Below are 13,000 nucleotides of genomic sequence, written 5' to 3' on the forward strand. Positions count from 1 at the left end.
GGCGCCTGCCGTGCGCAAAGTATGGCGGCAACGCGCGCTTTTGCCGCGCTTTCGTCCCTCAGCGCATCAGCGCCGCCGCGCCAGTGAGCACCGCGCACGCCACCAGGGAATTGACCAGCGCAAAGCGCCAGTTGCGTCCCAGGCTGATCTCGGCCAACCCGACCTCGGCATAGCGGCTGGCAGTGAGAGACAACACCGAAAACGGCGTGACGCTGGTCGAAATGCCCCAGCCGGCGAGGATGGCCGCCATGTGCGTGATCGGCGGCAGGTCGAGCGCCTGCGGCGTCAGGCTCGACGCCAGGAATACGGCCGACAGCACCGGGTGGATGCCTGCCAGCGCCGTGGCGAGTATGGCCGCGATCAGGAAGGCCAGCCCGAAGAAGGCATGGCCGCCGAGCGCGGCGCCGATGGCGGCGATCCATGATTGCGGAAAGGCTGAGGCGAGGATGCTGCCGGCGCAACCCGCCGCCATGAACAGCAGCGCTTCGCTGGCCAGGGCCGGAAAATACGACATCGCCCCGGCCACGCCGGCAAGGCCATCGGCAACCCGGCGGCGCGCGCGGCCGTTGGCTGCATGAAAGCCGAAGGACACCAGCGGCGCCAGCAGAACGATGGCTGCAGAGATCACGATATGCAGGGCGCGGCTGACGAGCATGATCGACGCCAGAAAGCCAAGCAGGGTAATGAGCAGCGGCAAGGCATCGATGAGCAGCGTGGACGTGCTCGTGCGTGGCATTGCCGGCGCGTGGTCCGTTCGCGCGCGTGCGTCCAGCAGCGCGCCGATGAGTATGGTCATCTGTCCAACCGCCAGTCCGACCGGGAACACCTCGATCCAGTGCAGCGTGGGATACAGCGCCAGAAGAATCGCCATGTTGCCGAACACCGGGCTCCAGCAGCTCGCCGCAGCAAAGCCGCGCCCGACGGCGACCACGGTCGCGGTACGTGTTTCGCTTTTGGGCTCGGTGGAAGGCGCGGCCATGACGAACATCAGGTTTGCGCCGGCCAGGCCGAGAATGCCGGAGAAGAATTGCGAGGTCAGCGTGAAGGACAGATAGCGGGCCGGACCGTCGCGTTCGCGCAGACCGCCGCCGAGCTGGCCGATGCGATGGCTTTGCATCGCGCAGCGCGCGATCAGCATCACGCTGCCGGTCAGCGAGACCAGCAGCGCCGCGACGAACACGCCGCGCTGCAGCGCCTCGAGCGGAGCGCGCGCGAAGGGCAATACCGCCAGTCCGACGCAGAACAGGATGAGTGAAGTGCCACGCAAGCGCGCGTTGATGCGGCGGTAGCCGGTGGCGATGAGTAGCAGCGCCGCCGCTCCCGCCAGCCAGAACAGCGCAGCGCCCGCGCCGAAGGCACGAGCGAGAGTGACAAGGATGAGCACCGAGACGGCCAGCATGCCGGCGATGCGCGGCGCGGCCGGCTCGAGAACGGCGTTGGTGCCTATGGTGGTGTTGGTGGCATTGGCAGCGTTGGCGGCCTGCGCGGAGATGGCCGGAGCGTCGTCGGCCAAAGGATCGGGAAGCGTTGCGGCCTTGGCCGCAGAGGGTGGCATGTCGTTGGGCATCGTGTCGAAGCGGGCTTGCGCGCGCCTCGGGCATGGCGGGCAGGCCGCCATTGTAGTGCTCCCTGGTGGCAAGGGGATAGCCCGCTTAGCGGAACAAGGCTAGCAATCGGCTCATGCATGCGCTGCGGCCGCGGGACGGAAGTCGATGCATGCGGTCACTACCGCTTTCCGAGGGCGGCCTTTCGAATCGTCGTAGCGCGGAGCTACCAAGCCAGCCTCCGTTCGATTCACGCTGATGCACGCGCATCGTCCATAAGCACATCCGTCCCGGAAGCCGCATCGGCGTCGTTTCATTACGTTCCACCGTTCGGCGACCTGGCACGCGTCCATATCGGGTTGATGAACACATTGAACGCGCGTGCCCGTCGCCGGAACATTACGGCGACGCCGGATCATCCGGGTCCGGGTCGGCCGGCGCTTCGTGGTCCAGTTGTTCTCGGGGAATTTCCTTGGGCTTCGGTACGCTGGCGGGACGCGTCGGCTCTGGCGCCGGCGCGTTGCTCGGGGTTTGCTCAGGTGGGATATTGGGAGATGTCATCGTTGTCTTCCTCCTCTGTCGAAAGACGCCGCGTGCCGCTTATTGGTTCCCTTCGCTCCCCTCGCCTTCGTCCAGACGCGTACGGCGGCGGCGGTCGCCAAGGATATTGCGCAGTCCGGTAATGCTGATGTCGGTCATTTCATGCAACCGGATCAGCAATGAGGCATCGACGTCGCGGCGCATCTCGCGCACATCGGCAAGCAGTGCCGGGTCGACATCGATGGCGCGGGCCAGCGCGGCATCATCTGGCAGATGCAGCTGGTCCAGCACGGAATCAAGCAAATGATTGGAATCGTAACTCCCCAGATCCATGAAGTCCGGATCCAGGTCTTGCCTATGGCCGCTCGGCATGTATTCAGCCATGTCATGTTCTCCTGCTAACAACGGGATGTTCCACATTGGGGCATCCCCGGAAAACACAAGCTGCGGCGCAGCATTGCCTTGCCGCATTGCTCTGCAGTATGGCAATTGAGCATCAGCTCTCGGCCCTGGTGCGCGCCGGGCTTGCCGATGCCTGCGCATCGCGCGCGAGATTCAGCGCGGAATTGATAATGCCGATATGGCTGAAGGCCTGCGGAAAATTGCCGAGCATGCGGCCTGCGACCGGATCGTACTGCTCGGAAAGCAGGCCAACGTCGTTGCACAAGGCAAGCAGACGCTCATACAGCGCGCAGGCCTCGTCGCGCCGGCCCAGCAATATCCAGGCATCCACCAGCCAGAACGAGCAGATCAGAAAGCGCCCTTCTCCCGGTGGCAAGCGGTCTTCATTACAGCCGCTGATATAGCGCAGCAGCAAGCCGTCATGCATCAATTCGCGCTCGATGCGCAGCACGGTGCCGCGCAAGCGCGCATCCTCGGCGGGCAGAAAACCGGTCAGCGCGATCTGCAGCAGACTTGCATCCACATCCTTCGCACCGTAGTACTGCACGAAGCTGTTCGATGCGGCATCAAACCCTTCGCGGCAGACCTGCGCATGAATTTCATCGGCAATGCTGCGGCAACGCCGCGCCAGCTCCGCGCCGATCTCATCCTTCCTGTGCTCGGCGAACCAGCGCGCATAGCGATCGAACGCGGCCCAGGCCATGACCTTGGAATGCACATAATGGCGCGGCTCGCCGCGCACTTCCCAGATGCCGTGGTCCGGCTCGTACCACACTTTTTCCAGAAAATGAATGATCTCGCGCGAGATCGCGAAGCCGCGGCTATGCGCCGGCATGCCGCCGCGCAGCGCCTGCGTCATCGCATCGACGACTTCGCCATAGATATCGAGCTGGCGCTGGCCCGCCGCGGCATTGCCTATGCGCACCGGCCGCGAATGCGCATAGCCATGCAGCCAAGGCAGGTCCATCTCGGGCAGCCGGCGCTCGCCGGAAACGCCGTACATGATCTGCATCTGTTCGGGATTGCCCGCGATCGAGCGCAGCAGCCAGTCGCGCCAAGCCAGCGCTTCGTCGTAGTAGCCGAGCTTCATGAAGGCCATCAGCGTCATGGTTGCATCGCGCAGCCAGCAATAGCGGTAGTCCCAGTTGCGTTCACCGCCGGGCCATTCGGGCAAGGAACTTGTCGGCGCAGCGACGATGCCGCCGGTGGGCCGATAGGTCAGCGCCTTCATCGTCAGCAGTGAGCGCTTCACCTGCGCGCCATAGGGTCCCGGCGCGCAGCGGTCGGAAAACGCGCGCCACCAGGCTTCGGTGTCGTCCAGCGCCTCCTCGACATCGATGGCACCAATCAGCGGCAAGTGCGAAGGCTGATGCTGCATGCAGAAAGCCACGCGTTCGCCGGCGCGCACGGTAAAGCGGCTCTCGGTGTGCTGGTTCACGCCATGCAATGGCGCGCGGGTACGCAGCACCAGCATCTCGGGGCCGGCCACTGCGGTCAGCGTGTCGCTGGCGACATGCTCGACCCAGGGCACGATATGACCGTAGTCGAAGCGCATGATCAGACTCATGGCGAATTCGACTTCGCCCTCCACGCCTTCGACGATGCGCACCACAGCCGGACTGCCGCTGGTGATCGGCATGAAATCGATCAGCGTGGCGCGCCCGCTCGCACCGGCATATCGCGTTTCCAGAATCATCGTGCCGTCGCGATAGGCGCGGCTGACCTCGCCTTCCTCAATCGGCGCAATGCGCCAGCGGCCATTCTCGTTATCGCCGAGCAGCGCGGCGAAGGGCGTAGGGGAATCGAAACGCGGCAGGCACAGCCAGTCGATCGATCCATCCTTCGCGACCAGCGCAGCGGTCCTGCAGTCGCCCAGCAGGGCATAGTCTTCCAGCGGCTTGGACATCCGGCATTCCTTCGAGGCAGCATCTACTCTCGACCGCTGCGCGACGGTCGAGTTCCATGCCGCTTGCCGGGCATCAGGCGCGCGGTGCGCGCTCGCCAAGGGAAAGCAGCGCGTTCAGAATGATCGCGCCGAAGGTCGCGGTGCCGATGCCGCCTAGCGAAAAACCGCCGAGCTTCAGGGTGAAGTCGCCGGCGCCGAGCACCAGGGTGACGGCGGCGACGATCAGGTTGCGGTTATCCGAGAAGTCGACACGGTTCTGCACCCAGATGCGCGCGCCGGCCACCGCGATCAGACCGAACACCACGATGGACACGCCGCCCATTACCGGGCCCGGTATGGTCTGGATCATCGCGCCGAACTTGGGCGAGAAGCCGAGCACGATCGCCACCAGCGCGGCGACGATGAACACCAGCGTTGAGAAGATGCGCGTGACCGCCATCACGCCGATGTTCTCGGCATAGGTGGTCAGGCCAGTGCCGCCGAGGCTGGCCGAGACCATGGTTGCGACACCATCGCCGAGAAAGGCGCGGCCCATGTAGGCATCGAGGCTCTTGCCGGTCATGGCGCCGACGGCCTTGATATGGCCGAGGTTTTCTGCCACCAGGATGATCGCCACCGGCGCGATCAGCGCCATCGCATCGCCGCGGAACACCGGCGACACGAAATGCGGCATGCCGAACCAGGCGGCGTTGGCGACGATGGAGAAGTCGATAGGCTTGCCCAGCCCGGCGCCGTTGGTGGCAAGCGCGTACAGGAAATAAGCCAGCACCACGCCGATCAGGATCGGCAGGCGCTGCAGCATGCCGCGCGTGAAGACCGCCACCGCCGCCACGCACAGTACGGTGACAAGCGCCATCCAGGAATCGAAGGAAGCGCCCGAGACGCTCTTGACCGCGATCGGCGCGAGATTCAGGCCGATGACGGCGACCACCGCGCCGGTCACCACCGGCGGCATCAGCGCTTCGATCCAGCGCGTGCCGATGCCGATGACGATCAGCCCGATCAGCGCATACACCGCGCCGCAGGCGATGATGCCGCCCAGGGCCACGCCGAGATTGCCGTTCGGCCCCTGCCCGCCATAGCCCGACACCAGGATCACCAGGCCGATGAAGGCGAAGCTGGAGCCGAGATAACTCGGCACCCGGCCGCCGACGAAGAGGAAGAACAGAAGCGTGCCGATGCCGGACATGAAGATGGCGAGATTCGGATCGAAACCCATCAGCAGCGGCGCCAGCACGGTCGAACCGAACATCGCGACCACATGCTGCAAGCCCATCGCGATCGTCTGCGGCCATGGCAGCCGCTCGTCGATGGCGATGATCTCGCCCTTGTCTTGGTCGACGCGTCCCCTGACGCGCCAGTTCGGGAAATAGCCTTCGGCCATGACAGCTCCATTGCTCGGTGGTTGATGACGGGCATCAAGTCTACGTGCTGTGCGAAGGCGGCGGCAATGGCGATGTGATGAAAATTGTAGCGATGCGCCAGCGTGAGGCGAAGGGTTCGGCGCTGTCATGACGGCGGGCCCCGGGATGGCGCTTTGATGCATGAATACGGTGCGAAAACGGCGATGAAATCGTCATGCGGGTCGACATACCCGTGTGTCAAATCCATCGACCCCGAGCCCAGGCGGGCATGCGCGCCAGCGAGAACTTGCCACCGGATCGCTGCAACGAAAACAGGACTGAAAGTGTGGCGATGATGGAGGAGAAGTCTCGCGAAAAAGAAAAAGGCCCGAAACGTATCCGAGCCTTTTCGTATCTTGGTGGAGCGGAGGAGGATCGAACTCCCGACCTTCGCATTGCGAACGCGACGCTCTCCCAGCTGAGCTACCGCCCCAATAGGGCGCGATTGTAGCGGGATAGCGTCAAGGCTTGCAAGTAGCCGGAACGCAAATCGATGAAATGTTCCTCGCCGCGCTTTCGGCTAACATGCCGCAGCCGTCGCCGACCTGGCGGCGCGTGATCCCTCTTCTCAACCGCCAAGCACCATGGACATCACCATCTATCACAACCCCGCCTGCGGCACTTCCCGCAATACACTCGCCATGATTCGCGCAGCCGGCTTCGAGCCGCGCATCGTCGAGTATCTGAAGACGCCGCCTACGCGCGACGAGCTACGGACAATGATCGAAGCCGCCGGCCTCACGGTGCGCGGCGCGCTGCGCGAGAAGGAAGCGCTGTTCCGGGAACTCGGCCTGGATGCGGCCGACGTGAATGACGATGCGCTGCTCGACGCGATGCTGGCGCACCCGGTGCTGATCAACCGTCCCTTTGTCGTCGCACCTGGCGGAACGCGACTGTGCCGGCCTGCTGAACTGGTGAAGGAAATCGTTCCCGGAACCTGATCCCTACAGAAGCGCCTGGTTCGCTTGGCACGCGTTGGCTGAGGGCACGGCTGAAGCAGCGCGCAAGCGGCATTTCCACCGCACGATGAAACAGCGCGCCTGCGGCAATGCTCGCAGTCCAAGCGCACAGCATGCCAACGGCTTGCGTTGCCGGATCATGCGCCGCGTATCGGAAGAAGGCGGCGTTGACTACCAGGCTTACCGGGAAGTGCACCAGAAATTCGGCATAGGAAATTCGGCCCGCCACATACAGCGGCGTCAGCCAGCGCGCATGGGGATGGGCGATGCGTCCTCCGGTAGCGGCCAAGGCCAGCGCAGTGATAAGCGATAACGCGATGCGAGCGCGGAAATCGATGGCCAGCGCGCCGATGCCGAGCAGCAGCATCAACGCGAACAGCTTGCGCCGCTCCGCGCCTCGCGCGCGGCTGCACCACCATGCCAGCATGCCCAGGCCATAGCTGCCGAAGAAGTACATGCCCCAGGCATCCCAGGCGGCGTCGCGATTGAAACCGAGCAGCGAAAGCGCCATGGCCAGACATACCAGCGGCAGCATGGGCTTGCCCAACTGCGCGCGCAGCCAGCGCAGGCGCGACAGCGCCAGCAGCAGCGTGGCAATGACGAAGAGCTGGAAGTCGATGGCGACATACCAGGCGCCTGCGGAAAGCGATTCATAGCGCAGCACACCGTGCAGCAGCAGCGCGTGCGCGGCCAGCTGCGACCATCCTGGGGGCGGCGAGATTGAATCGTGAATCATCCACGCCGAGGCCCATGCCGATGCGCCGACCGCGATCAGCATCGCGACGACGAATGGCGGCGCCAGCTTCTGGTAGCGGCGCACGATGCCCATTCGCAGTCCATGTTGCGCGGCCTCGCCCGCCGGACACAGGCTTTTCGCGGCGAGGAAGCCGCCAATGACGAGAAAGATTTGCACCGCCATGCGCGCCGGGTCGCCCAGCCAGTTGATTAGGCCTGGCGCCAACGGCCGGGCATAGTCCGACATCGGGCCATAGAACGCCAGGTGATGCAGCACGATCAGCTGCGCGGCAATCCCCTTGCAGATGTCGAGTAGGCCGAGATGGGAGTTGTTGCCGCTTGGCGCGCGTGGCGTCCCCGTTCCGGCGCTCATGCCGCGCCACCTTGCCACGGTGGCATGGATACGTGCGGGTGACGGAACGAAAGACTACGCATGGCGGGACGGCGTCGGAAAGAATGAGAAGGCGCGCATTATGCCTTACCGCAGGGAAAATAGCATTTCGGCAAGGCATGCGCGTACGACGCGGTCAACGTGGATGAAGAAGACTTTGCTTGCAGCGAATGCTCGAGTACGGGGTTGGAACGCTACCAATCCAGCGCCAGCAGCCGCTGCGCCATCCTCGGCCAGCACTTCGTGCGCACTTCTTCCCTGCTTGCCCAGCAGAAGCCGTCGACCTCGGGTGTCTCCTTGCCGGTGATGTGATGGGTGAAATGGCTGCGGCAGATCAGGTGGCCGAGACTATCGAAATCTTCCTTCAGACGAATGCGGTAGAGATGCAGATCCTTGTCGGGACGGTAGGCGAAATGGCCGATTTCCTCGAACAGATCTTCGTCGAACTCCAGTCCGGTTTCTTCCCAGAGCTCGCGCCTGGCCGCCTGCAATGTCGTTTCGCCGGGGTCCTGCAAGCCTTTGGGTATGTCCCAATGGCTGGTGCCGGTGACATGACAGAGCAGGATGCGCCCGGCACTGTCAATGATCAGGGTGCCGCAGGATACGGCGAGCGGCTTGCGGCGGCGGGGATCGGCTGTCATGGATGAGGGAGTTGTTGCGCTGCCGGTAATCGTAAAACGCGCAGTTACCGAAAAGGAAAGCGACGAGTATAGCTGGAATGCCAAGCGATTTTCTGTGCGATTATCGGATGTTTGGTACGTATACGTAACGCTATCTGAGAAAAGTACAGCTTTCGCGGCCAAATGTGCATGTTCACAGGTCGGACGCAGTGCAAGAATGCGGCGAAAAAGCGTGTGACATATTCATCATCCGCGCCCGGTCCGGCGGAGAAGAATGCGCTCTCAAGGCCCTGAGCGGGCTTTAACGACAGGAGATTCATTGCTGGCCGTCGCCAAGGACTTCCGCGCCTCAGCAACCCTTGCATTTTCAGTGCATCGCGTCGCGCAGCTCCTTCGGCCAGTCGGGTCGAGCAGCGCCGCCCGCGCTTCCAGAACTTTCCATTTTTGCCAACGGTATTCCGAGCGCCCCTTTTCAGCCCGGATTGCCGCCCAAGGAGACAAACCATGGCCAATACCACTTCCGAGCTGCCGCGCGGCGATCGCTCCGGCGTCGTCGATGTGCAGGAATTCCTGAACAGCCACCGCTTTTCCGGCTTTCAGTGGACCATCTTCTTTCTGTGCTTCGTCATCGTGCTGCTTGACGGCTTCGATACCGCGGCAATCGGCTTCATCGCGCCGTCACTGATCAAGGAATGGGGCGTCAGCCGCCCGGCCCTGGCGCCGGTGCTGTCGGCGGCGCTGTTCGGCCTGGCTGCCGGCGCCCTGCTCTCCGGGCCCCTGGCCGACCGCATCGGCCGCAAGCGGGTGCTGATTGGCTCCGTGCTGCTGTTTGGTGGCGCATGCGTCTGGTCCGGCTCGGCGGGCAGCCTGTCCGAGCTGACAGTGCTGCGCTTCATCACCGGCCTTGGACTGGGCGCGGCAATGCCGAACGCGGTGACGCTGATGAGCGAATACTGCCCGGACCGCCAGCGCTCGCTGCTGACCAACGCCATGTTCTGCGGCTTTCCGCTCGGCGCGGCCTTTGGCGGCTTTCTCGCCGCATGGATGATTCCGCATTGGGGCTGGCGCAGTGTGCTGTATCTGGGCGGCGCCGCGCCGCTGGTTCTGGCGCTGCTGATGCTGGCGCTGCTGCCGGAATCGGTGCGCTACATGGTGGCGCGCGGCATGCCGGCTGCGCGCATTCGCGCCGCGCTCGAACGCATCTCGCGACGGCCGCTGCAGGCGCAAACCTTTGTGCTGACCGAAAAGAAGGCTGTTGGTAATGCCGGCAGTGGTGCCGCGCTGGTGCTGTCGCGCGCTTACCTGGTCGGCACGCTGATGCTGTGGCTCGCGTATTTCATGGGCCTGGTGATTTTCTATGCGCTGATCAACTGGATGCCGGTGTTGTTCAAGGACGCCGGCCTCGATCCGCAGACCGCAACGCTGATCGCCGCGCTGTTCCCGCTGGGTGGCGTCGGCGCCGTGTTCTCCGGCTGGCTGATGGACCGCTTCAATGCCAATCTGACGATCGCCATCGGCTATGTGGCCACCGCGGCCTGCGTTTATGCGATCGGCCAGACCATCGGTTCGGTCGGCCTGTTGATGGTCATGGTCTTCGTCGGCGGCACCATCATGAACACCGCGCAATCCTCGATGCCGGCGCTGGCCGCCGCGTTCTACCCGACCCAGGGACGCGCCACCGGCGTGGCATGGATGCTGGGCATCGGCCGCTTCGGCGGCATCGCCGGCTCCTTCCTGGTCGCGGAACTGACCCGGCGCCAGCTCGGCTTCGGTCACATCTTCGCGGTTGTCGCGGTCGCCGGTCTGGTTTCGGCACTGGCGCTGCTGGTCAAGCAATTCCGTCATCCCGAGGATGGCGGAGCGCGGCCGATGGCTGGCGAGGCGTTGGGACATTGACGCTTTACAGCCTGCATCAGGGCGCGCAGCTAGCGCGCCTTTGTCGGAAACGGGGGCGCTTCTCCCTTGCGGGCGGCCTCAGGCTGCCGCTTACCCTCAGTCGATGACTTTTCCCCGCGCCGCCTTTAGCCGCCCGCGCGTTTGCTTGGATTCCAGCCGCTTCTCGCGCGAGGCGCGGGTCGGCCGCGTGGCTCGCCGCACGCGCGGTGGCGCGGCCACGCTATCTACCATTTCCTGCAGTCGCCGCAAGGCTTCGGCGCGGTTGCGCTCCTGGCTGCGCTCGGTCTGCGCCTTGATGATCACCACGCCATCATCGCTGATGCGGCTGTCGCGCAAGGCGAGCAGCCTTTCCTTGACCGCTTCCGGCAGCGATGACGCATGGATGTCAAAGCGCAGGTGCATCGCGCTCGATACCTTGTTGACGTTCTGGCCGCCGGCGCCCTGTGCGCGGATCGCGGTAAATTCGACTTCGCTTTCTTGAACCTGGGGCGAATGCAGCATGGTTGGGTCGGGAAAATTGTTTGGCGGTTGCGGGAAGGCGCTCAGCACGCATGATGCCATCCGCGCCGCCCTGCCGCAGCAGGCGCACCATGTTGCGCGACGCGAATCAAAGCGCGACAGCGCGCGCCCGACTCTTGGGCGTTATTCCAGCGGCAACGCGGGTGCGATCGGCGGTATCGGCCAGTCGCGCGGCTTGCCGGTTTCGGAAACCGGGAGCGACTCGCCGAAAGAATAGGCCTTGGGCAGCGCCGGCGCCGGCAGGCGGGTGCGTATCCAGGCGGCGAGCGCCGCGGCCAGGGCTGTCGTGTCGCAGGCGGCATCGCGCGGGACGATGAAGGCTTTCAGGCGCGAACCTTCCTCGGGACGCATCAATCGCACCGCGGCATCACGCACCTGCGGATGGCGCAGCAGGACTTCCCTCACCCGCTCGGGAAAGACATTGATGCCGCCGACCTGCACGGCCTCATCGATGCGCCCGGCCGGCAGGAATTCGCGTTCGCCGCGCCAGTCGATGCGGTCGCGCAGGACATGGGCAAGCGCACTGCCGTCCTGCAGCAACCGCGTCAGGCTTTCGCCATCGTCTCCGCGGCTCCAGTGCGGAAACAGGCGATACGCGGCGCCATGCCGATCGCGCCAGCCGATTCCCGCGGTTTCCGAACTGCCGTAGATCTCCACCAGCCGGACCATGCCTGCGTCAAGAATGCCCTGCGCCAGATCGTCCGGACACGGCGCGGTGGAAGTGACGCCGACCACGTCCGCGTCGAGATGCGCGCCGGAGCGCAGCATGCTGCGCCACCAGTCGGGAAAGCCGATCACTACATCGCCGTCGCGGGCTTGCCGCATCAACCCGCCCGCGCCGCCGCCACGCAGGTCCAGCACCGGCAGCGGTGCACCGCCCTGCTGCTGCGCCAGCGCCTGCGGCAGCAGGATGGTGAACAGGAAACCGTAGATGTGATGCGCAGGCACTGCCGACAGAACGCGCTGACGGCCGGGAAACAGCATGGCCAGCGCCTGCGCTTCCTGCCACAGCGTCCACAGTGCGTGGCTGCAGCGCTTCGGTTCACCGGTGCTGCCGGAAGTGCGGAAGGTAAGCTGCGCACTGTACTGCTCAAGCGCATGCCTGGCGATCTCAATCCAGTCTCCGATCGTCGGCTTGACCAAAAGATAGTCTTCGATGCCGCTCTCATGCATGTGCGTGCACTCGGACATCGCACCAGCCAGCGTCATCATTTCCAGCGAATCCGCATCGAGATCGTTGATCAGGTTGCAGTCAAGCGGCAACAGACCGGAGAACGGCAATGCCGTCCCGGGACGCTGCGCCGCCAGTTCGGCACGCACCAGGTCGGACACCAGGCGGTGCACAGAGGCGTCGTCCCGCCACCAGGCGCAGGATTGCTGCGAGTTGCGGGCAACGGGCGACACGTCCATCGCTCAGATCCGCTTGACGAAAATCCAGAAGGTATCGCCAGACAGGGCCTTCTTCATGTGCACCTTCACTTTGGTCGGCTTCATTTGATAGTCGAACACATATTCGAACAGGGAATTCAGGTCGTTCGCGCGGACGCCGGCGTCGAACACACCCTTGAACGCGGGCTTGGAAGTGCATGGCGCGACATCGCGGAAGAAATTCTTGCCTATGACGCTTTTCGGGTCGCGACCGGTGATCGCACCCTCGGCAGCATTGTATTTCAGCACAGTACCATTCTTGTCCAGTTCCACCGCGCCGAATGCGAGCTTGTCGATGTCGCCGGTTTTCATCTTTGCCAGCACATTGTCGATATCTGCCTTACCGAAAGCGATCAGATCCATCGTATTCATTCTTACCCCTTGAAAGTTGTTTTGAATGCCAGAGGCTGACACGCGCGTCGGCTTACCGGCTCGGCTCAAGTATTTCTCTAGAGCAATCAAATCATACCATCGGTTTGTCCAGGACACCAATATTTATTTCTTTGCAGAAATTTTTTATTGTCGGCCTATGAGCAACGGGATAACGTGAAAGTGCGACCGTCTAACGCGATGCATAAAAGCTGCTTGCAGCGCTGTTGTTATGGACAACGGAGAAACGGGTAGAGGGATGGCCGCCTTGGATGCATGTTTCAGGCG

11 protein-coding genes, 1 tRNA gene and 1 pseudogene are annotated in these 13,000 nt (G+C 63.8%); 2 read left to right on the forward strand and 11 right to left on the reverse strand.

Features of this window, described 5'->3' with window-relative positions; genetic code table 11:
* Nucleotides 1–58: 58 nt before the first annotated feature.
* From JJB74_RS16870 to JJB74_RS16895, 6 genes are all read right to left on the reverse strand, one after another.
* Nucleotides 59–1,555, reverse strand: coding sequence for a hypothetical protein (locus tag JJB74_RS16870; protein WP_200593622.1), 1,497 nt, complete (start codon nucleotides 1,553–1,555; stop codon nucleotides 59–61).
* A 388-nt stretch (nucleotides 1,556–1,943) separates the two neighbouring features.
* A complete protein-coding gene (locus JJB74_RS16875; protein ID WP_200593624.1) occupies nucleotides 1,944–2,105 on the reverse strand; it encodes a hypothetical protein in 162 nt (53 codons plus the stop codon).
* A gap of 39 nt (nucleotides 2,106–2,144) precedes the next feature.
* The gene (locus JJB74_RS16880; RefSeq protein WP_234484246.1) at nucleotides 2,145–2,504 is read right to left on the reverse strand and encodes a hypothetical protein; all 360 of its coding nucleotides are present in this window, start codon (nucleotides 2,502–2,504) and stop codon (nucleotides 2,145–2,147) included.
* A gap of 76 nt (nucleotides 2,505–2,580) precedes the next feature.
* Nucleotides 2,581–4,392 carry a glycoside hydrolase family 15 protein gene (locus JJB74_RS16885; protein ID WP_200593626.1) on the reverse strand — a complete coding sequence of 604 codons (1,812 nt, stop codon included), beginning with the start codon at nucleotides 4,390–4,392 and terminating at the stop codon, nucleotides 2,581–2,583.
* A gap of 73 nt (nucleotides 4,393–4,465) precedes the next feature.
* Nucleotides 4,466–5,776, reverse strand: a complete 1,311-nt coding sequence (locus JJB74_RS16890) for a solute carrier family 23 protein (protein ID WP_200593628.1) — start codon at nucleotides 5,774–5,776, stop codon at nucleotides 4,466–4,468.
* A 376-nt stretch (nucleotides 5,777–6,152) separates the two neighbouring features.
* Nucleotides 6,153–6,228: transfer RNA gene (locus JJB74_RS16895), tRNA-Ala, on the reverse strand.
* 151 nt (nucleotides 6,229–6,379) lie between these two features.
* Between JJB74_RS16895 and arsC the strand changes: the two are divergent.
* Nucleotides 6,380–6,727 (forward strand): annotated as a pseudogene (arsC, locus tag JJB74_RS16900) (arsenate reductase (glutaredoxin)); the annotation flags it as partial.
* Here arsC and JJB74_RS16905 read toward each other — a convergent pair.
* Both JJB74_RS16905 and JJB74_RS16910 read right to left on the reverse strand, forming a co-directional pair.
* Nucleotides 6,651–7,862: an acyltransferase family protein gene (locus JJB74_RS16905; RefSeq protein WP_200593632.1), complete on the reverse strand. Its 1,212-nt coding sequence runs from the start codon at nucleotides 7,860–7,862 to the stop codon at nucleotides 6,651–6,653. The pseudogene arsC and the gene JJB74_RS16905 sit on opposite strands and share 77 nt — an antisense overlap.
* Nucleotides 7,863–8,074: 212 nt before the next feature.
* Nucleotides 8,075–8,521, reverse strand: coding sequence for an NUDIX hydrolase (locus tag JJB74_RS16910; RefSeq protein WP_200593633.1), 447 nt, complete (start codon nucleotides 8,519–8,521; stop codon nucleotides 8,075–8,077).
* Between the two features lie 483 nt (nucleotides 8,522–9,004).
* Between JJB74_RS16910 and JJB74_RS16915 the strand changes: the two genes are divergently transcribed.
* The gene (locus tag JJB74_RS16915) at nucleotides 9,005–10,396 is read left to right on the forward strand and encodes an MFS transporter (protein WP_200593635.1); all 1,392 of its coding nucleotides are present in this window, start codon (nucleotides 9,005–9,007) and stop codon (nucleotides 10,394–10,396) included.
* A 96-nt stretch (nucleotides 10,397–10,492) separates the two neighbouring features.
* Here the strand turns inward: JJB74_RS16915 and arfB are convergent, their stop codons facing one another.
* The 3 genes from arfB to pyp all read right to left on the reverse strand — a co-directional run bounded on the left by arfB (nucleotide 10,493) and on the right by pyp (nucleotide 12,832).
* Nucleotides 10,493–10,897: an alternative ribosome rescue aminoacyl-tRNA hydrolase ArfB gene (gene arfB / locus JJB74_RS16920; protein ID WP_200593637.1), complete on the reverse strand. Its 405-nt coding sequence runs from the start codon at nucleotides 10,895–10,897 to the stop codon at nucleotides 10,493–10,495.
* 141 nt (nucleotides 10,898–11,038) lie between these two features.
* A complete protein-coding gene (gene pcl, locus JJB74_RS16925; protein WP_200593639.1) occupies nucleotides 11,039–12,325 on the reverse strand; it encodes a 4-coumarate--CoA ligase in 1,287 nt (428 codons plus the stop codon).
* A 3-nt stretch (nucleotides 12,326–12,328) separates the two neighbouring features.
* Nucleotides 12,329–12,832 (reverse strand): photoactive yellow protein, encoded by a 504-nt coding sequence (gene pyp, locus JJB74_RS16930; protein ID WP_325170137.1) that lies wholly within the window; start codon nucleotides 12,830–12,832, stop codon nucleotides 12,329–12,331.
* Nucleotides 12,833–13,000 lie beyond the last annotated feature (168 nt).

Source organism: Noviherbaspirillum pedocola, assembly GCF_016632335.1.
GTDB classification, from domain to species: Bacteria; Pseudomonadota; Gammaproteobacteria; order Burkholderiales; family Burkholderiaceae_D; genus Noviherbaspirillum_A; species Noviherbaspirillum_A pedocola.

What these genes read in the sequence shown, in the direction of transcription:
- JJB74_RS16910 (WP_200593633.1), bottom strand. Translation starts at nt 8,521, where the DNA reads ATGACAGCCGATCCCCGCCGCCGCAAGCCGCTCGCCGTATCCTGCGGC.
- arfB (WP_200593637.1), bottom strand. Translation starts at nt 10,897, where the DNA reads ATGCTGCATTCGCCCCAGGTTCAAGAAAGCGAAGTCGAATTTACCGCG.
- JJB74_RS16905 (WP_200593632.1), bottom strand. Translation starts at nt 7,862, where the DNA reads ATGAGCGCCGGAACGGGGACGCCACGCGCGCCAAGCGGCAACAACTCC.
- pcl (WP_200593639.1), bottom strand. Translation starts at nt 12,325, where the DNA reads ATGGACGTGTCGCCCGTTGCCCGCAACTCGCAGCAATCCTGCGCCTGG.
- JJB74_RS16875 (WP_200593624.1), bottom strand. Translation starts at nt 2,105, where the DNA reads ATGACATCTCCCAATATCCCACCTGAGCAAACCCCGAGCAACGCGCCG.
- JJB74_RS16890 (WP_200593628.1), bottom strand. Translation starts at nt 5,776, where the DNA reads ATGGCCGAAGGCTATTTCCCGAACTGGCGCGTCAGGGGACGCGTCGAC.
- JJB74_RS16880 (WP_234484246.1), bottom strand. Translation starts at nt 2,504, where the DNA reads ATGTGGAACATCCCGTTGTTAGCAGGAGAACATGACATGGCTGAATAC.
- JJB74_RS16915 (WP_200593635.1), top strand. Translation starts at nt 9,005, where the DNA reads ATGGCCAATACCACTTCCGAGCTGCCGCGCGGCGATCGCTCCGGCGTC.
- JJB74_RS16870 (WP_200593622.1), bottom strand. Translation starts at nt 1,555, where the DNA reads ATGCCACCCTCTGCGGCCAAGGCCGCAACGCTTCCCGATCCTTTGGCC.
- JJB74_RS16885 (WP_200593626.1), bottom strand. Translation starts at nt 4,392, where the DNA reads ATGTCCAAGCCGCTGGAAGACTATGCCCTGCTGGGCGACTGCAGGACC.